Genomic DNA, 17,915 nt, shown 5'->3' with positions numbered 1-17,915 from the left:
TTAAGACTTAACTGTACGATGTGCAGCATGATCAGTCGGACCGACATATTCATTCAAACGGAATGAGTTACGAATCGCTGCTGTGATAAACGATTTGGCAGTTCGGACAGCTTCTTCGACCGAAGCGCCTTTAGCGAGTTCTGCTGTAATCGCTGCAGAATACGTACATCCTGCCCCGTGCGTATATGGTGTCTCAATGCGTTCATCCTCAATTAGGATAAACTCTTTCCCATCATAAAGCACGTCAACTGCTCGAGGGTGATCAATCTTGCTGCCACCTTTAACGAGGACATATTGTGCACCTTTTTCATGAATCCGTGCTGCTGCAAGTTTCATCTCGTCAATCGTCGAAGGTGTTTTTCCAAGACCAGACAATTGTCCCGCTTCGAAAACGTTCGGTGTGACGACTGTCGCGAGCGGTGTCAAAATGTCACGTAAGGCATTCGCTGTATCCGGGTTGAGTACTTCATCTTCACCCTTACAGACCATGACCGGATCGATGACGACGTTGTTAACGCCTGATGCTTTAATTTTTTCAGCAATGACTTCGATGATTTCGACAGTCGGAAGCATCCCCGTTTTCATTGCATCGACACCGATTCCTCCGAAGACCGTATGGATTTGTGTCCGGACGAGTTCTGCATCGATTGGATAAACCGCATGGTGCCAAGCTTGATCAGGATCTTGCGCGACGATGACTGTCAGCGCGTTCATGCCGTAGACTTCAAGTTCTTGAAACGTTTTTAAGTCTGCTTGGATACCGGCTCCGCCACTCGTGTCAGAACCAGCAATCGTTAATGCTTTACGTTTTGTCATTTGGAATTCCTCCTAATAAAATAGCGCTACTTCTTTTTCTCATCATAGCGAATTATGACCAGAGCGACAACTGCGGCAACTTATGAAGTGTAAGTAAAACCCCCACCTCAAATGAACGAGTGGGGGACGAGACTATTTAATGAAAAGAAAATCAAGAATCGTATAAATCAGAGCGGCGAATGCCATCGAAATCGGTAATGTGATGACCCATGTGATCAGCATTCGTTTAGCCGTACCCCATTTAACGCCTTTTTTACGATGCGATGTTCCGACACCCATGATGGCAGAGGAAATCACATGCGTTGTTGATACAGGAAGGTGAATCGCCGTCGCACCAAAGATGATGGCAGCAGACGTCAAGTCAGCCGCTACGCCGTTGACAGGACGAATTTTCATGATTTGACCACCAACTGTTTTGATGATCCGCCATCCACCGACAGACGTCCCGAGTCCCATCGCGATGGCACAAGAGAGTTTTACCCAAAGGGCCACATCATGATCGGTCTGAAAACCAGAAGAAATCAGGGCGAGGGTGATGATCCCCATCGCTTTTTGCGCATCATTCGTTCCGTGTGTATATGATTGAAGGGCTGCAGTCGCAATCTGCATATGACGGAAGCGACGATTCGTCTTCGCCAAGTTCCCTTTTTTGAAAACTACTTTAAAAATGCCGTAGACGAGAAAACCGAGTGTAAAAGCAAGGATTGGCGAAATCAATAAGGCTTGGACGATTTTTAAGAAGCCTTTTGTTTCAATACCGCCGAATCCGACTGAAGCAACCGCAGCACCGGCAATCGAACCAATCAACGTATGCGAAGAACTGGACGGAATACCGAAGTACCACGTCAATAGATTCCAAGCAATCGCAGAGAGGAGAGCAGCGATGACGACATAACTTCCGTGTTCTAGTGTTGACGGGTCAACAATGTCCCCGGAAATCGTCTTAGCGACTCCAGTAAATGTGATTGCCCCTAAAAAGTTCATCGTCGCAGCAAGGATAATGGCGTGACGTGGTTTCAATGCACGAGTCGACACTGAAGTCGCGATCGAGTTCGCCGTATCGTGGAAACCATTAATGAAATCGAAGCCAAGTGCGAGAATCACGATTATAGCGGTGATGATAAACAGACTATCCATCTCGTTAGCTCCTCACTTATGCGTTTTTCATGATGATCGTTTCAATGACGTTTGCTGCGTCCTGGCAGTAATCGGCGATTGATTCGAGCGATTCATAGATTTCTTTATATTGAATGATTTTAATTGGATCAGTTTCAGTCGCGAACAATGCTTTGATTGATTTACGACGTAAGTCGTCACAAATCGTTTCTTGTTCTTTTACTTTGATGACATGTTCACGCATCGGTTGAAGCTTACGTGCGACAAGAAGGTCCATCGCTAAAGCGAGTTCGTTGACGGCGATATGAATCTCATCAACGAATTTAATCATATGTTCGTCGGCACGGACGATGTTATAAATCTCAAAAATCGCGGAACATTCTTCAAATCCATCGAGTACATCATCCAGTGAGTTCGCGAGTGCAAGCAAGTCTTCGCGATCAATCGGTGTGATGAATGCATTGTTCAAGTCGATGATCAATTGGTGCATCAAGTCGTCACCAGCCGTTTCAAAGTCTTTGACTTTATGCGCGAATTCTTTAACGTCCGCAATACCATTGATTTTAAAATCAACGAAAAACTGAGACGTCTGTTGCAAGTGTCCGGCAATCTCGGATAATTTCACTGCGAATGGATCTTGTTTTTTACTAAACATTTCTTCTGCCTCCATATTAAGAACAAGAATAGAATAGTGAAGTAACTTCACGAGTTCGATTGTATCAGACGTTATTGTAAAAGAATACAACTATGTACCGCGTTTACGAAAACTTAATAAAACTTAAAGTTAATAGGGTTGATAAATTAATAAATAATCTGGATAAAGATTTTTCAAGACTATTTTCTTTGTATTCAATGGGTTTTATCTGTGTTTTTGTTATTGTAATAGTAGGGAATAGAAGAGAAGCAGGAAAAATGTATAACAGAACGAATAAGTACAAAGGATAAAGAAGTAGGTTACAATATAAAGTGAAATAGAGGAGGACGTTTTGTATGCTCGTGCAAAGTTTATGTATACCAAAACACCAATGTATCAAGATTTCAGAGACGGCAACGCTTCGTGAAGCGTTAAAGACGTTAGAAGATACAGGATATCGTTGCGTACCTGTACTCGACCAGTCAGGTCAAGAATTTAAAGGAAATATCTATAAAATGCATATTTATCGCCATGGGATGAATGGTGGCAGTTTAGATGACAATGTCATGACACTCATTAAGAACACATCAAAATTCATCTATACAGCAAGCAATTTCTTTGAAGTCTTCTTTTCGATCAAAGAATTACCATACATCGCCGTACTAAATGATGACGGTCAATTCTTTGGTATTTTACCGCACGGGAAAATGCTTGGGATGTTGGAAGAGGCATGGAATCGTGATTCAGGAAGTTACGTGTTGACGATCGCACTGAGTGAACAAAAAGGTGCTCTTGAAAAAATCGCAAAAATCGTCAACAAATACTCGACGGTTGCTAGTCTCATGACACTTGATGCCAAAAGTAGTGTCATGCGTCGTGTTCTCATTACCCTTCCGCTTGATTGTGATGAGAAAACAAAAAATAAAATCGTGAAGAAATTGAACGAAAAAGGGCTTCGTGTCGTCGCTGTCGAAGACTTGGAACTTCGTGTATAATTAAAAAGGAAAATACGAAAAGGACCTGGCACAACAGGTCCTTTTTTGTTGTGGGAGGAACGTTATGAACATTTTAATGGTTGGTGCAGGATCGATGAGTGAATCGTTGGTCAAAGGATGGATTGATTCAGGAATTGCGCCCGAATCAATTACGATGACGAATCGTGCAGATCGTAAGCGTTTATCAGAGCTCGCTAATGAACATGGTGTTCAAATCATTGAAGAAGAGAATATCGAGTCATTCGATATCGTCGTCTTAGCCATGCAACCTGACGGCGTACTGGAATACGTAGAGCGTCATGAGTGGACGAATCAACTGCTTGTTTCTGTCGCAGCACATATCACACCGGATGAAATTGAACAGATATCAGGTTGCGGTGCAGTCTGTGCGATGCCGAATACACCGGTCGCTTTTCGGACAGGGATGACAGGGCTTTGGTTCGGTCATCAAGTAGCGATGGAACAAAAACAATTGGCGACGGAACTTTTTCTACGCGTCGGTGAGGTGGTAGAAACGGATGAAACGACTATGCCGTTCTTAATGGCTGCTGCTGGCTGCAGTCCGGCTTTCTTCTATGAAATCGTAGGTGCGATGACTCCTGTTTTGACGGAAGCCGGATTTGAAGCACAACAAGCGCGACGGATCATCGCCCAAGCAATGAAAGGGTCGGCCGAACTTTTGCTTCAAGACGATCGACCGACTGAGGCATTGATTGATGATGTCGCGGCGGAGGGTGGACCAACTGATCGTGGGGTTCAAGTGTTACGTACGCATGAATTGAAGAAAATAATGCGAGCGGCATTAAGTGAGAGTGCACGCGAAGCGTAAATCGAACGACTTTAGGCATATTCCGTCACGGTTCAGACGAGAATGTGTCTTTTTTCGTAAAAATTGAAAACGTTTCACGTGAAACATGCATTGACGGTTGCATTATCAAATGAAAATTCGTATAGTGAAGAAATAAACCGTCTGGACGGTATAGTAAAAGAAAGGAGGTAACGTATGGTTAGTGCGAAAGCGTTAGAAACGAGACGGCGAATCACTGACGCGACTGTTCAAGTCATGATGAGCCGTGGGTTTCCGCAATTGACGTTAGAAGAAGTCGCGAAACAAGCGAATGTTTCTAAGGGTGGCTTATTGTATCATTTCGCTTCTAAAGAAGAGTTGCTGATGGGTGTGATTGAAGAACAAGAATCCCGTCAGTTTAAGCAGTATCAAGAATATCTGGATCAAGGTTTAGGTCAGATGGAAGCGTTTGTCACGTTACAAGCGAATCACGAGGAAGAGTTTCACTTGGATATCGATACGGTCTTGTTTTTGTTATCGTTCTTGAAAGAAAATGAAGCGTTTGTCGAAGAACGAAAAAAGCAAGTTAATCAGTTCTTTAATCAATTGATGGAGAGCGCTGATCCGGTCGAAGCGATGATGATTCGATTCGTATTAGATGGGTTGAAAATGTCGGAGCACTTTAAGTTCGCTCAGCCGTCAAAAGCAGAGCGTCAACAATTGGTCGAGCGTCTATTAAAACGGGCGCGCGAAATCGACCAAGCTTCAGATAAAGAGTAAATATGAAATAAAAAACAGAGAGAAGGCGAATAATTACCATGAAGCGTATCATTCAATTTTCAGTGAATAATAAATTTGCTCTTTGGTTGCTGACGATCATCATCACCGTCGCTGGGATTTATGCAGGAACGACGATGAAACTCGAAACGCTACCAGACATTACGACACCGACTGTTTCGGTAACGACGATTTATCCAGGGGCGACGCCTGAACAAGTCCTTGATGAAGTCAGTCGAGAACTCGAAAGTAAGGTCGAAAATCTAGGAGGCGTCGAGACGGTCCGATCGACATCTTTCCAAAACGCCTCAAATCTACAAATCGACTACAGCTTCAGTACGGATATGGATGAAGCAGAACAACAAGTCAAAGAAGCATTAGCGAATGTTGAATTACCAGAAGGCGCGCAAGAACCAAATGTCTCACGGATTTCATTCGATGCTTTCCCCGTTGTCGGTTTCGCAGTATCAGACGAAAAACGTTCACTCTCCGAGTTGACGAAGCTCGTCGAGACAGAACTTCAACCGAAACTTGAAGGGATCGAAGGCGCTCAAACGGTTCAAATCGCTGGGCAAGAGATTCGTCGGATTGAAATTCGATTCGATGATGAAAAGCTACAGCAATATGGATTGACAGAAGATAACGTCAAGCAACTGATTCAAGCGAATGATTCGCGTTTAGCACTCGGCTTATACGAGCTTGGTGACAAAGAGCAAGCTGTTGTGCTTGATGGAAAAGCTACGACGGTCACGGAATTAAAAAATCTTCGTTTGCCTTATACGCCGCAACAGGCAGCAAGCGATACACCGGCAGCTCCTTCACAAGCTCCGACGACGCCACAAGCGCCAACAGAAGGACAAGCACCAACAGAAGGACAAGCGCCAACACCAACACAAGTCCCGACTGTTAAATTGTCTGAGCTCGCAAAAGTAGAAGATAAAGGAATCGAAGAATCGATTTCGCGGTCGAACGGTGAACGTTCAATCGGAATTCAAGTGACGAAATCACAGGATGCGAATACCGTCGATGTCGTCACTGCCGTCAAAGAAACGATTCAAGATTTTGAAAAAGAAAACGGATCGGTCAAAACGTCAGTCACACTCGACCAAGGAAAACCGATTGAAGAGTCTGTCTCAACGATGATCAGTAAAGCCTTGATTGGTGCATTATTTGCGATCATCATCATCCTTTTATTTTTACGCAACTTTAAATCGACAATCATTGCAGTCATTTCGATTCCGTTGTCGTTACTGATGGCGATTCTTGTCTTGAAACAGATGGATATCTCGTTGAACATCATGACACTTGGTGCGATGACGGTCGCAATCGGTCGTGTCGTCGATGATTCGATCGTCGTCATCGAAAATATTTATCGTCGCTTAACGGATCCCGGCGAAAAACTTAAAGGTAAAGCCTTAATCATCGATGCAACACGTGAAGTGTTCATTCCGGTCGCATCATCAACAATCGTGACGATTGCTGTTTTCTTACCACTCGGGTTCGTAACAGGATTTGTTGGTGAACTGTTCCTGCCGTTCGCACTGACAGTTGTCTTTGCATTATTCGCATCGCTGATTGTTGCCGTAACAGTCGTACCGATGTTTGCTGACTCACTGTTCAAACGTGGGAAAGCACCGAAACCGGAAAAAGAAGATGGCGGGAAATTAGCGAGCTGGTACCGTGGCGTGTTGAACTGGTCCTTGAACCATAAATTAATCGTCTTCGGTCTTGCAGTCTTAATGCTTGTCGGAAGCTTTGCTCTCGTACCGGCGATTGGGGTCAACTTCTTGAATCAAGAGAGTGAAAAAACGTTTTATGTGACGTATAATCCGGAACCAGGTCAAACGCTTGATGACTCGCTTGAGGCAGCGGATCAAGCTGAAGCTTATTTTGATAAACAAAAGAATATCGACAATCTCCAGTTCACGGTAGGAGGCGAAAATCCACTTAATCCGGGAAATACGAAACAAGCGGTCTTCATCGCCCAGTATGATCCAGATACAGAGGAATTCGCAGACGTGAAACAACAGGCAGTGAAAGACTTGAATGAAGCCATCCCGACTGGAGAATGGAAAGAACAAGACTTCAGTGGTGGTGCCGGTTCATCTGGTGTTTCGTATTCAGTCTTCGCGAATTCAATCGAAGATCTAGAAACGATCACACCGAAGTTCGTTAAAGCAATCGAAGGTGAATCAAAATACGTTCGGAAGGTAACGACCGACTTAAAAGATTCATATACGCAGTACACGTTTGAAGTCGACCAACAAAAAGCTGCCGAGTTCGGTGTGTCGACAGCCCAACTCGCGCAAGGAATCGCTAACGTGCAAGGCGTCGAAAAACCACTTTCTACTATAAAAGTAGACGGGAAAGAATTGGACGTCATCGTACCAAACGAACAAACGACGTACGACTCGATTGATGATTTAGAAGAAGCCGATATCACGACGCCGCTCGGTGTTAAAAAGTTATCTGATTTCGTCTCTGTCAAAAAAGGCACGACACCGGACTCGTTAAATGAACGAGACGGGAAACTCGTCGCAACCGTGACGGCAGAACTGAAAACAGATAAAGCGACGGAAGCATCACAAGCAATTGACGATGCTGTCAAAACAATTGACCTTCCGACAGGTGTTTCTTACAAAGTCGGTGGGGTGACGGAGCAGATTCAAGAATCGTTCACACAACTTGGTCTTGCGATGGCAGCAGCAGTCGCGATCGTCTATCTCGTTCTTGTCGTGACTTTCGGTGGAGCATTGACGCCGCTCGTCATCTTGTTCTCACTTCCGTTCGCAATCATCGGTGGTTTACTCGCCCTATTGATTACTGGCGAAACGATCTCGGTTTCCTCACTAATCGGAGCCTTGATGTTGATCGGAATCGTTGTCACGAATGCAATCGTCTTGATTGACCGTGTCATTCATAAGGAAAATGAAGGTCTAGCGACACGTGAGGCCCTGCTCGATGCAGCAGGCACACGACTTCGTCCTATCTTGATGACGGCACTCGCAACAATTGGTGCCTTATCACCACTCGCCCTCGGTCTAGAAGGCGGCGCGTTGATTTCGAAAGGACTTGGGGTCACGGTCATTGGTGGGTTAACGAGTTCGACGTTACTCACACTTCTCATAGTCCCGATTGTCTATGAGTTCTTAGCACGTTTTCGGAAAAAGAAGTCAATCGATTAATTGATTTCAAACAAAAACCTCTCTGAAACAGGAATTATAGAATGGCTTCATAAAGCCGTTCTATAACCTGTTTTTTTTATTTTGTTACAAAAGTATTACAGGAAGGCATTCCTGTCAATAAACTGTAACACGAGCGATGGAATCAAAATGATAGGATAAAAACAGAAATTATCTGACAATTTAATTCGTTTTACATAACCGTCAACTTTACTTAAAAGGGGATTAGTAAAAGATGAAAGTATCGCTCTGGATCCGTTTATTTATACTCGTGACATTAGTCGTTAGCAGTTGGAGTTCCGTCCCACAAGCAACCAAAGCAGCATCGGTAAAAAAAGTAGTCGTTTCAGTCGATGTGTTGAATATCCGTTCGAAAGCCACGGTCAGTGGGAAGAAACTCGGTCAGCTGAAGCTCGGCCAGTCAGTCACTGTCACGAGCAAAACCTCAAACAACTGGTATCGGTTGCGTTATCAAGGTAAGACAGCGTACATCGCTGCGATGTACACGAAGAGCTACAATAAAAAAGCAACAGCGGGACTCTCAAAAACAGGTGCGACGATTGTATCTGTCGCTGAAGGGTTAAAAGGACGTCCATATGTCTTTGGTGCAACGGGTCCGACGAGCTTTGATTGTTCTGGATTCACAAGTTACGTTTACCGTGCGCTCGGTAAATCTTTACCACGTACGGCAGCCTCACAATATGCAGCAACGAAACGGACGGCACCAGCAGCCGGGGATCTCGTGTTCTTCACGCATGGCAGTGGCATCCAGCACGTCGGTATTGCAGTCGATGGTTCGACGATGATCAATGCTAACTCGTATTATGGTCAAGTCGTCAAAGAATCATTCCGCGGTGGGTATTGGGGATCGCGTTACGTCGCGGCAGGAACTTTATAAGAACAAGACAAACACCCGCTCTTGTGCGAGACAAGAAGCGGGTGTTTTAGTTCTCATTCTCAATCGGCAAAGGGAAGCTGTGCCGCAGTATTCCCCATCCGAAGGGTTGCCGGGATTTCGATTTGTAACGGTTGATTCGTGACATCACGCGTTACGAGCGAAAAAGCTTGTTGACCAATTAACGCATACGGAATCGCAATCGTTGTCAAATCGAGCACTTCTGCGAGGTCACTGCCATCGAATCCGATAACAGATAGGTCCTCCGGGATACGGTACCCTCGTTTTCTGAGCGCGATGATCAGTCCGGCAGCGACGTGGTCACTCGTCGTCATGATAGCGGAAGGGCGCTGTTTCTGACTGAGCCAATGTTCGGCGACGCGGGTACCATCTTCAATCGTCAACGTTTGCTCATACACCCAATCATTCGAATTAGGTTCGACGAGGTCGTGATAGGCTTGCTTGCGGGCGCGGCTATTCGTACTATCAGCCCGTCCAAGGCAAATACCGATCTGGTGGTGACCGAGTTGCTGGAGTGCCGTCAAGCCTTTACAAAACGCAGTGTAATGATTGATATAGACGGATGAGACATATTCATGCAACTCGCAAAAGACAATTGGACCGTATTGTTCGTACGAAAGAATTTCAGAGACGGCAAGACTGTGTGAGACGATGATTAAGCCATCGACTTCACGTTGCGCAAGCGCGCGTAAAACAGTTCGTTCATGTTCTTCGAAATAGTTCGTTTGCCACGTTAAAAAGCGATAGGCGTCCTCGAAGGCACTTTTAGCGATTCCTTGAAGAATCGCGGCATGATAGGGATGGTCGACGAACGGTAACATGACGCCAATCGTTTTCGTCCGTCCAGTCGAGAGATGGACAGCTGTCTGATTTCTGATGTAGCCGAGCTTTAAAATGGCTTCTTTGACGGCACGCCGTTTTTCTTCAGCGACATAAGGATGATCGTTGAGGACGCGTGAAACCGTCGTCACGGAAACGTTTGCTTCGTGAGCCAAGTCACGAATGTTCGTCATTCAAAATCCCTCCTATCCTTAGCTAGATAGTTGTTGTTCGAGTTGAATCCAGTGTTGCTTCGTGATCGGTCCGGACGACGAATCAGAGCGTTCGATTTGCTCCGTAATTCTTTCGAGAAGCTTCATTTTTTCAGCCGGTGTTAAATGGGGATATTGTTCAATCAAGGTATGTTTGCAAAGGTAATAACCGGTCGGCGTCCCGAGCTGCTCAATCGCAAGTTCGAAGGCGACGTTCCATTTGTAGAGACGTTTTAGTCGTGTATGAAGCGACATATAGAAGACCTCCTTAGTAGTGTATACCATGACGATAGACTATGGAACGCGTTCCACGGCAAGAACAATTTCAAGAGGAAGAAGGCATGAGGATTTTGACCGCAATTGACCAATGTAAAAAAGAGGACTATGATTATTTGCGAATCAAGATAAAGAGGGGCGAACGTAAAATGGAAGCGACAGATTCGAAACTAGCACTAAAATTGCTCGTAGTCTTATCGCGAACGATGCATGCTGTGACGGAACAAGTAAAAGCAGACATCAAGACCCATCAATTGAATCCTTCAGAATTTGGTGTGCTTGAGTTGTTGTATCATAAAGGCGATACACCGCTCCAGCAAATCGGCGACAAGATTTTATTGACGAGTGGAAGTGTCACTTACGTAGTAGATAAACTTGAAAATCGTGGACTACTAGCACGCAAATCTTGCCCGACAGACCGTCGCGTCACATTCGGTACGTTGACTGAGGCAGGTCAAGCGTTGATGGAAGAAACGTTCCCGAAACATGAAGCATTTTTGATGGACTTATTCAGCGACTTGACGGTTAGCGAAAAAGAACAATTGATTGATCAACTTAAACGAGTCGGGTACCGGGCAGATAATTATACGCATTCTGAAAAAGCGTAATGCCAGCCGATCCATTCAATCTAGATGGAATGTCACCGAAAGGTGAGATTTCATCTTTTTTGTTTGTCTTTTCATAGAGTTAATACTTTGAAATCAAACGAATTGACAAATGAAAATGATGTTGGTATGTTTAGTTACAGAAATTACTTTAAATAAAAAGGGGAAATAAAAATGACTAAATTACTTTATGTAACTGTAAACCCAAAATCTACGGAACATTCGTTCAGCCTTCAAACAGGTGAAGCGTTCCTTGAAAGCTATAAAGCAGCAAACCCGAATGCAGAAGTAGAAGTACTTAACCTCTACAGCGAAGACGTCCAAGAAATCGATACAGACGTATTAAGTGCATGGGGCAAATTCGCGACAGGTGAAGAGCTTTCAGAAGTCGAAATCGCTAAAGTCGGGACAATGACGAAACACCTCGAGCAGTTCATGGCAGCTGACGAATATGTTTTCGTTACACCAATGTGGAACTTCTCATTCCCGGCACGTCTCAAAATGTACATCGACAGCGTTCTTCTTGCTGGAAAAACATTTGCCTACACAGCTGAAGGTCCAAAAGGATTGATGGAAGGTAAAAAAGCACTCCACATCCAAGCAACAGGCGGCGTTTACACAGGTTCTGGTTTGAACTTCGGTGACGATTATCTCCGTCAAGCACTCGCATTCACAGGTGTGACTGAATACGACGCGCTCTTCATCGAAGGTATGGCGATGAACCCAGAAAAAGCAGAAGAAATCAAAGAAGAAGCAATCGCAAAAGCGAAAGAACTAGGTCGTGCGTTCTCAACGGTCAACGCGTAAGTTAAAAAAATCCCTTCGTCCGAATGACTGGACGAAGGGATTTTTTTGATTAGATGTGTGATTTTTTACGTAGAACAAGCAATGCAAACAAAACGAGGTCCTTCAGTTTCTCGAAACCGCGAGGGTGTGTCGAAATACGGTAAAGCCATTCTAGTTTTAGTTTGCGGAACACTTTAGGGGCTCGTTTGCTATGACCGGACCAAACATCGAAGGCACCACCGACCCCGATGAAGATGCCGCGATCGACGAGATCATAAACGGAAGCAATCCATTGCTCCTGCTTGGGTGCTCCGAGCGCGACAAGGATTAAATCAGCCTGTGCAGAGCGAATGGCGTCGGCAGCTTCCTGATCCTTACCGAATCCATGAAATGTCCCGACGAACTGGATATTCGGAAAACGGATCGATAATTGTTTAATCAACGATTTCATGACTTCCGGTCGACCTCCGAGTAAGAAGACACGTTTGTGTAAATTGTCAGCCGTTCGCAACAATTCCCGTGCCGTTTCAATTCCAGGAAGCGTCGCCTGCAACGGGTTGCCTAGACGTTTACTGGCGGCAGTCACACCGATGCCGTCTGGTGTGATGAAAGTCGCTTTTTTCAAGATGACGTTGTATTCCGGATCACGTAAAGAGCGGAGAACGAGCTCAGGATTTGCCGTCACAAGAAAAGCTTTTTCATTGTCGTGTAAGACTGTTTTAATATGGGTATACCATGTCGATGGTGTGGCATTGACGAACGGTAACCCGAATAGTTCTGTTGTTTGAATCATTGTTAATCCACCTCATTTTCCATCATAGCAGAACCCATCTAAACAAACAGGGTCCTAAGACCGAAAAAGGAGTGAAGTTGTATGCATCCTGCTTGGCAAACAATTTTAAAAGAAGAAAAAGAAAAAGAATATTTTCAACAACTTTGGTCGTTCGTTCAATCGGCCTATCAAGAGACAACAGTTTATCCGGAGAAGGATCGGATTTTTCATGCGTTTGATGCGGTCGCACCGTCAGCCGTTCGATGCGTCATTTTAGGACAGGATCCTTATCATGGACCTAATCAAGCGAACGGATTAAGCTTTTCCGTGAACGACGGGGTCAAGATTCCACCGTCGTTACGAAACATGTATAAAGAACTTGTAACCGATTTAGGATGCACGCAACCAACGACCGGAAATCTCGAAAAGTGGTCGGATCAAGGGGTGTTCCTCTTGAATACATCGTTGACGGTCGAAGATGGGAAGGCTGGATCTCATGCTAAAAAGGGCTGGGAGCCCTTTACTGACCGAGTAATCGAAGTACTCAGTGCACAGGAGGAACCGATTGCGTTTATTCTTTGGGGAAATCATGCAAAAAGTAAGAAAGTATTAATTGATACCTCGCGTCATCTGATAGTGGAGTCGGTCCATCCGAGTCCGTTATCGGCGAACCGTGGTTTTTTTGGGAGTCGGCCTTATTCGCGTGTCAATCAGTGGCTTGAAGAACAAGGGCGCCAACCGATTGATTGGTGTATCTCATGAAACGGAAAATATCCTAACCAGGATTAGACGGTTGATAAACGAACAGGGAATTCTGTTTTGGGTAGGAGGTTCACTAAAAAAGCCGAATGATTTCCCCCTTTTGAGTGCGGGAAGGCATTCGGCTTTTTTGTAGTTATCACATCGTCATCTGAAAACTCAATCCATCATGAATTGTTCGATGACGAGTGCGATGCCGTCTTCATCGTTTGAAGCCGTCATATGCTGAGCGCGCTCTTTGACGGTATCGGCAGCATTTGCCATCGCAACACCGAGGCCTGCCCATTCAATCATCGATAAGTCGTTGTTGCCGTCCCCGCAGGCGATGACGTCTGCTTGTTTAATACCGAGGTGACGAGCGAGAAGTTCCAAACTCGTACCTTTCGTCACACCAGCTTCTGTGAACTCAAGGAAGAAAGGTTTAGAACGTGCGACTGCGAGTTGACCCGCAAGTTCGACTTGAAGTTGTTGTTCGACTTCCGCTAAGCGTTGTTCTTCAGCAAGCATCAGACATTTGACGACCGGCTCTGTTACGGAAGCTTTAAAGTTCGGTACCGTGATGACGTCCATCCCCGTCAATTGACCTTCAAGCGTCGTATACTCGTTCGGTGTCTCCGTAAAAATTTCGTGACCGACGTACGTATGGATATAGATGCCTTCACGACGACTTAAATCGTAAAGCCCATGAACCGTTTCCGGGCTGAGTGTACTCGAAAACAGTGATTCGTTTGTCTGACAGTTGATGATGGATGCACCGTTGAAACTAAGGATGAAACTTCCGTAACGTTCAAGTTCAAGTTCCTTCGCTAAATCAGTCATCGCATAAGTAGGTCGTCCGCTCGCGAGGACGACTTTTTTTCCGCGACGTTGTACGTCGAGTAGTGCCTGTTTCGTTTTTTTGGAGATCGTATGGTCGCTCGTCAACAATGTATCATCAAGATCGAGCACAATCATTTCGTAAGCCATTCAGTGTAAGCCCCTTTCAATTATCTGTTCTATCGTATCAAGTTGCCTCCTATTCGACAATATACTCTCCTTAGGAAGAGTATGATACAGTTTGATTAGAGCACGAATGGAAAGGATTCAACCACTATGAGATATGTTGCCATTATTTTATCGACCCTATATTTAGCAGGATGTGGCCTGAGCCTGCCGCACCCTGCGACCTTACTACAGCATCCGGCCCTACCGAAATGGGAGACTGCATTAAAGGAAAAAATTGAGCACGACCTCCCGGAACGAGCAGAAATCATCGCCCCCCGAAACCAGTCGATATCACGGTTATATGAATTGATCGACCTGAATCAGGACGGTCATCAAGAAGCGGTCACCTTTTATCGGACTGAAGTGAACGGAGACTTCCAAATTCATTTATTGGTTCACGAGCGTAAACAAGAGAGTTGGTCATTAAAGGTACGACGACCGATTGCAGAAGGAAAGGCAATCGACCAACTGCATGTTGTGTTGAATCCGATGAAAACGTCTAATCAATTAGTGATTGGTATATCGAACCTTGAGACGAACACGGTTTATCTCTTAAAAAATCTCCTTCAACCAACGGCAGACATTACGAAGGTAGATACATACGATCGAGTCACGATTGCTGACTTAAATCAAGATCAGCAACAAGATATGCTTCTTTTGAAAAAAGGGCGACCGGCAAAAGTGATGTACTACAAGGATGTGTTAAATCCATCTGATCGCCAGGCGATGTCTTTGACGACAAAAGAGGGTGACTTGTTCGCGGATCATGATTTGTTTGAAGTTGATTCGATTGATGTGTCTAAAAAAAGAGGATTGCTCATTTCTTTTACACGTGATGCCGCGATGCATGTGGCGCTGTTTCAACTGGACGAAGGTCGGCTTGTGCAGCATACATTCGGCGATCAAGCAGAAATCATCGAACCGATGTATACGTATCCGAAAGACGTTGATAAAGATGGAATCGTAGAGTTTGCACACCAGTACACACCAAAAAACAGCAGTGGTCCGATTGGTGAGGATAAACCGCGTATCACGGCCTATTACACATGGAACGGCTTGGACGTGTCGCCTTTTCTCGAATCGGGATTTGAACTCCGAGAAGAACAATACATCGATTTAGAATACAATTTCGTCATGCGCTTCCCGGCGCGCTGGGCGACGCGAGAGACGATTGATAAAAAAGATAATCGGATCCGCTTCATCAATCAGGAGACGAACGGAATCGATTTCGAAATCGAAGTGATTCCGAAAAATCAGTACATTGCCAGTCCGCAAAAAAAGAAAATCAAAGAAGGCATTGACTACGTTTATGTCGTGAATGTCACAAAATCATATGAAGAGTACGCAGCGAACGTAACGCTCGTCGAATAGAGTCGAAGTAGGAGGAAGCGAACATGACAAAAATATTAGTGGCTGAGGATGAACACGCGATTCGAAGTTTCATCGTCATTAATTTAAAACGGGCAGGGTATGAAGTGAGTGAAGCGGAAAATGGACGAGAAGCGTTAGAACAATTTAAACAAGAGACATTCGATATTATGTTACTCGATATCATGATGCCTGAAGTCGATGGATTTGCTGTATGCGAGCAAGCACGGGCGCAAGATGAAGTCGTCGGGATCATCATGTTGACAGCGCGGACACGTGAGGAAGACAAAGTCATGGGGCTCAGTGTCGGGGCGGACGATTACATCGCGAAGCCGTTTAGCCCGGCCGAATTACTGGCTCGGATTCAATCGTTGTTACGACGCGTCGAAACGTTACGTCGTCGGAAGCAACCACGCGAGCTGATTTCAGGACCATTCCGGATTGATCTTGGCGCGAAGCGTGTCCAAAAAGGAGGCGTCGATGTCGAAGTGACGCCGACAGAGTACGATTTACTTTGTCATTTCATTAAAAATGAAGATCAAGTCATGTCACGGGATGAATTGCTTGATGCCGTCTGGGGAGAAAACTATTTCGGCGATCGAAAAACCGTCGATGTCAACATTCGTCGTCTTCGTCAAAAAATTGAAGAAAACCCGGCTGAACCACAGTTTATCGAAACGTTGTGGGGGCATGGCTACAAGTGGCGTAACGAAAAATGAAACGACAGATATTGATGCGGTTCATGACGATTATTACGGTGACCGTTCTGCTCGTCATCGGGATTTTATCGTTTGTGACCTATAACTATTATTATGTGACGGCGACAGACGTCTTGAAGCGGCATGCGAATGCGAGCGCTGTCTTATTCGCAAATAGTGGCTTGGCATATGACTACATGGATTCAGATGCGACGATTCATGACGTCCTCGATTCCTATGCGTATGAAGATGCTGAGATTGAGGTGCTGGATGCGAAGGGCGTCCCCCGCTATTCGTCGACTGGCTTCATCTCAAAACGAAAATTAGTGAACGAAGAGATTACACAACTCCAAGCTGGGGAAACAATAACGAAGCGTTATGATGATGTTGCAACGGATGAACATCTGCTTGAAGTGACAGAACCCGTCGTCTCTTTCGGACAGACGACAGGGGCGTTACGCTATACGACGTCACTCAATCAAATCGATCAACGGGTTATGGAGATTTGTTTAGCAATCCTTTTGCTCGGAATCCTCATTTGGGGGCTCGCCTATATTTATTCTTCCCGACTCGTCTCCTCGATCGTCCGACCGATTCAAGAAGTCATCGGGGCGTCAGATCAAATTGCAAAGCAACATTACGACGTTAAAGTGAATGAGGCCTATACGTTCGAACTGGGAGAACTCGCGCGGACGATCAACTACATGGGACAACAGATCAAGCAACAAGAAACGTTGAAAGATGAATTTATTTCTGGGATATCACATGAGTTACGGACACCGCTGACTTCAATCAAAGGATGGAGTGAAACATTGCTCGCAGAGAAAGAGCGTCTACCGGAAGAAGCCTCGCTCGGTATGGGCATCATCCACTCGGAGACGGAACGACTGATTTCACTCGTTGAACAGTTACTCGACTTTTCGAAGCTTGAGACGAGTCGCCTCGTCTTATACCGTCAGGAAGTCAACTTGACGGAAATCATCGAAGCCGTCACGGCTCAACTGCGTCAAAAGGTCGAAGAAAAAGAAGTCACCATCGTGCGGAAGTTACCAGCACAAGTCATCGGTCTCTACGACGAGAATCGACTGAAACAAGTCTTCTTGAACCTCTTAGATAATGCGATTCGTTTTTCGCCCGTAGGTGGCGAAATTACAATCCGTCTCGTCCGTTCAGAACGTGTGCTCTTTTTATCCTTTAGTGACGAAGGACCAGGAATCCCGAAAGAACATTTACGTCATGTCACGGAGAAATTTTATCAAGTCCAAAAAGGAAAAGGTGGGACCGGGCTGGGTCTATCGATTTGCCGTGAACTCGTTGAAGCACATGAAGGAAAACTATTTATCGATAATCAACCAGAAGGTGGTGCTATCGCGACAATCTTGCTTCCGGTGACGAAAGCATAACAGGGGAGTC

18 protein-coding genes are annotated in these 17,915 nt (G+C 45.2%); 11 read left to right on the top strand and 7 right to left on the bottom strand.

Features of this window, described 5'->3' with window-relative positions:
- The 3 genes from KNP98_RS07140 to KNP98_RS07130 all read right to left on the bottom strand — a co-directional run bounded on the left by KNP98_RS07140 (position 1) and on the right by KNP98_RS07130 (position 2,587).
- Positions 1-816: a bifunctional hydroxymethylpyrimidine kinase/phosphomethylpyrimidine kinase gene (locus KNP98_RS07140; RefSeq protein ID WP_214810998.1), complete on the bottom strand. Its 816-nt coding sequence runs from the start codon at positions 814-816 to the stop codon at positions 1-3.
- A gap of 132 nt (positions 817-948) precedes the next feature.
- Positions 949-1,953 (bottom strand): inorganic phosphate transporter, encoded by a 1,005-nt coding sequence (locus tag KNP98_RS07135; protein WP_088838176.1) that lies wholly within the window; start codon positions 1,951-1,953, stop codon positions 949-951.
- Between the two features lie 16 nt (positions 1,954-1,969).
- Positions 1,970-2,587 carry a DUF47 domain-containing protein gene (locus KNP98_RS07130; RefSeq protein WP_029332023.1) on the bottom strand — a complete coding sequence of 206 codons (618 nt, stop codon included), beginning with the start codon at positions 2,585-2,587 and terminating at the stop codon, positions 1,970-1,972.
- Between the two features lie 335 nt (positions 2,588-2,922).
- Between KNP98_RS07130 and cbpA the strand changes: the two genes are divergently transcribed.
- The 5 genes from cbpA (at position 2,923) to KNP98_RS07105 (ending at position 9,205) form a co-directional block, all read left to right on the top strand.
- Complete coding sequence (gene cbpA, locus KNP98_RS07125; RefSeq protein ID WP_088838175.1) at positions 2,923-3,561, top strand: cyclic di-AMP binding protein CbpA; 639 nt, start codon at positions 2,923-2,925, stop codon at positions 3,559-3,561.
- A 64-nt stretch (positions 3,562-3,625) separates the two neighbouring features.
- The gene (locus tag KNP98_RS07120) at positions 3,626-4,390 is read left to right on the top strand and encodes a pyrroline-5-carboxylate reductase family protein (protein ID WP_088838174.1); all 765 of its coding nucleotides are present in this window, start codon (positions 3,626-3,628) and stop codon (positions 4,388-4,390) included.
- 174 nt (positions 4,391-4,564) lie between these two features.
- Positions 4,565-5,128, top strand: coding sequence for a TetR/AcrR family transcriptional regulator (locus tag KNP98_RS07115; RefSeq protein WP_088838173.1), 564 nt, complete (start codon positions 4,565-4,567; stop codon positions 5,126-5,128).
- Between the two features lie 38 nt (positions 5,129-5,166).
- On the top strand, positions 5,167-8,310 hold the full coding sequence (locus KNP98_RS07110) for an efflux RND transporter permease subunit (protein WP_088838172.1): 3,144 nt from the start codon (positions 5,167-5,169) through the stop codon (positions 8,308-8,310).
- 232 nt (positions 8,311-8,542) lie between these two features.
- Positions 8,543-9,205 carry a C40 family peptidase gene (locus tag KNP98_RS07105; protein WP_088838171.1) on the top strand — a complete coding sequence of 221 codons (663 nt, stop codon included), beginning with the start codon at positions 8,543-8,545 and terminating at the stop codon, positions 9,203-9,205.
- Between the two features lie 59 nt (positions 9,206-9,264).
- On the opposite strand, the gene KNP98_RS07100 is transcribed toward KNP98_RS07105, so the two are convergent.
- Together KNP98_RS07100 and KNP98_RS07095 are read right to left on the bottom strand one after the other, a co-directional pair.
- Positions 9,265-10,236 carry a LacI family DNA-binding transcriptional regulator gene (locus tag KNP98_RS07100; protein ID WP_088838170.1) on the bottom strand — a complete coding sequence of 324 codons (972 nt, stop codon included), beginning with the start codon at positions 10,234-10,236 and terminating at the stop codon, positions 9,265-9,267.
- A gap of 18 nt (positions 10,237-10,254) precedes the next feature.
- Complete coding sequence (locus tag KNP98_RS07095) at positions 10,255-10,509, bottom strand: hypothetical protein (protein ID WP_088838169.1); 255 nt, start codon at positions 10,507-10,509, stop codon at positions 10,255-10,257.
- A gap of 170 nt (positions 10,510-10,679) precedes the next feature.
- Between KNP98_RS07095 and KNP98_RS07090 the strand changes: the two genes are divergently transcribed.
- Entirely contained in the window at positions 10,680-11,138 is a 459-nt protein-coding gene (locus KNP98_RS07090; protein WP_088838529.1) for a MarR family winged helix-turn-helix transcriptional regulator, read from the top strand.
- A 171-nt stretch (positions 11,139-11,309) separates the two neighbouring features.
- Positions 11,310-11,942 carry an NAD(P)H-dependent oxidoreductase gene (locus KNP98_RS07085; protein WP_029332013.1) on the top strand — a complete coding sequence of 211 codons (633 nt, stop codon included), beginning with the start codon at positions 11,310-11,312 and terminating at the stop codon, positions 11,940-11,942.
- A gap of 49 nt (positions 11,943-11,991) precedes the next feature.
- Here KNP98_RS07085 and KNP98_RS07080 read toward each other — a convergent pair whose 3' ends face one another.
- Positions 11,992-12,714, bottom strand: a complete 723-nt coding sequence (locus tag KNP98_RS07080; RefSeq protein ID WP_088838168.1) for a WecB/TagA/CpsF family glycosyltransferase — start codon at positions 12,712-12,714, stop codon at positions 11,992-11,994.
- An 81-nt stretch (positions 12,715-12,795) separates the two neighbouring features.
- On the opposite strand from KNP98_RS07080, the gene KNP98_RS07075 reads away from it, so the two are divergent.
- The gene (locus tag KNP98_RS07075; protein ID WP_088838167.1) at positions 12,796-13,455 is read left to right on the top strand and encodes a uracil-DNA glycosylase; all 660 of its coding nucleotides are present in this window, start codon (positions 12,796-12,798) and stop codon (positions 13,453-13,455) included.
- A 156-nt stretch (positions 13,456-13,611) separates the two neighbouring features.
- Here KNP98_RS07075 and KNP98_RS07070 read toward each other — a convergent pair whose 3' ends face one another.
- On the bottom strand, positions 13,612-14,418 hold the full coding sequence (locus KNP98_RS07070; RefSeq protein WP_214808382.1) for a Cof-type HAD-IIB family hydrolase: 807 nt from the start codon (positions 14,416-14,418) through the stop codon (positions 13,612-13,614).
- A gap of 126 nt (positions 14,419-14,544) precedes the next feature.
- Here KNP98_RS07070 and KNP98_RS07065 point away from each other — a divergent pair, with 126 nt between their 5' ends.
- Genes KNP98_RS07065 through KNP98_RS07055 form a run of 3 tightly spaced genes read left to right on the top strand, consistent with a single transcriptional unit; the run spans position 14,545 to position 17,905 of the window.
- Positions 14,545-15,807, top strand: coding sequence for a hypothetical protein (locus tag KNP98_RS07065; RefSeq protein ID WP_214808378.1), 1,263 nt, complete (start codon positions 14,545-14,547; stop codon positions 15,805-15,807).
- A gap of 23 nt (positions 15,808-15,830) precedes the next feature.
- Positions 15,831-16,523, top strand: a complete 693-nt coding sequence (locus tag KNP98_RS07060) for a response regulator transcription factor (RefSeq protein WP_088838164.1) — start codon at positions 15,831-15,833, stop codon at positions 16,521-16,523.
- A complete protein-coding gene (locus tag KNP98_RS07055) occupies positions 16,520-17,905 on the top strand; it encodes a sensor histidine kinase (RefSeq protein ID WP_214766385.1) in 1,386 nt (461 codons plus the stop codon). Before KNP98_RS07060 ends, KNP98_RS07055 begins: the two co-directional genes overlap by 4 nt.
- The last annotated feature ends 10 nt before the right edge of the window (positions 17,906-17,915 follow it).

The sequence above is a fragment of the Exiguobacterium sp. s127 genome (assembly GCF_018618695.1).
Lineage (GTDB): Bacteria > Bacillota > Bacilli > Exiguobacteriales > Exiguobacteriaceae > Exiguobacterium_A > Exiguobacterium_A oxidotolerans.
The sequence above is the reverse complement of the archived record's forward strand: the minus strand, read 5'-3'. Positions and strand labels throughout refer to the sequence as shown.

Coding starts and splice junctions, on each gene's coding strand:
- KNP98_RS07140 (WP_214810998.1), bottom strand. CDS start 816: ATGACAAAACGTAAAGCATTAACGATTGCTGGTTCTGACACGAGTGGC.
- KNP98_RS07135 (WP_088838176.1), bottom strand. CDS start 1,953: ATGGATAGTCTGTTTATCATCACCGCTATAATCGTGATTCTCGCACTT.
- KNP98_RS07130 (WP_029332023.1), bottom strand. CDS start 2,587: ATGTTTAGTAAAAAACAAGATCCATTCGCAGTGAAATTATCCGAGATT.
- cbpA (WP_088838175.1), top strand. CDS start 2,923: ATGCTCGTGCAAAGTTTATGTATACCAAAACACCAATGTATCAAGATT.
- KNP98_RS07120 (WP_088838174.1), top strand. CDS start 3,626: ATGAACATTTTAATGGTTGGTGCAGGATCGATGAGTGAATCGTTGGTC.
- KNP98_RS07115 (WP_088838173.1), top strand. CDS start 4,565: ATGGTTAGTGCGAAAGCGTTAGAAACGAGACGGCGAATCACTGACGCG.
- KNP98_RS07110 (WP_088838172.1), top strand. CDS start 5,167: ATGAAGCGTATCATTCAATTTTCAGTGAATAATAAATTTGCTCTTTGG.
- KNP98_RS07105 (WP_088838171.1), top strand. CDS start 8,543: ATGAAAGTATCGCTCTGGATCCGTTTATTTATACTCGTGACATTAGTC.
- KNP98_RS07100 (WP_088838170.1), bottom strand. CDS start 10,236: ATGACGAACATTCGTGACTTGGCTCACGAAGCAAACGTTTCCGTGACG.
- KNP98_RS07095 (WP_088838169.1), bottom strand. CDS start 10,509: ATGTCGCTTCATACACGACTAAAACGTCTCTACAAATGGAACGTCGCC.
- KNP98_RS07090 (WP_088838529.1), top strand. CDS start 10,680: ATGGAAGCGACAGATTCGAAACTAGCACTAAAATTGCTCGTAGTCTTA.
- KNP98_RS07085 (WP_029332013.1), top strand. CDS start 11,310: ATGACTAAATTACTTTATGTAACTGTAAACCCAAAATCTACGGAACAT.
- KNP98_RS07080 (WP_088838168.1), bottom strand. CDS start 12,714: ATGATTCAAACAACAGAACTATTCGGGTTACCGTTCGTCAATGCCACA.
- KNP98_RS07075 (WP_088838167.1), top strand. CDS start 12,796: ATGCATCCTGCTTGGCAAACAATTTTAAAAGAAGAAAAAGAAAAAGAA.
- KNP98_RS07070 (WP_214808382.1), bottom strand. CDS start 14,418: ATGGCTTACGAAATGATTGTGCTCGATCTTGATGATACATTGTTGACG.
- KNP98_RS07065 (WP_214808378.1), top strand. CDS start 14,545: ATGAGATATGTTGCCATTATTTTATCGACCCTATATTTAGCAGGATGT.
- KNP98_RS07060 (WP_088838164.1), top strand. CDS start 15,831: ATGACAAAAATATTAGTGGCTGAGGATGAACACGCGATTCGAAGTTTC.
- KNP98_RS07055 (WP_214766385.1), top strand. CDS start 16,520: ATGAAACGACAGATATTGATGCGGTTCATGACGATTATTACGGTGACC.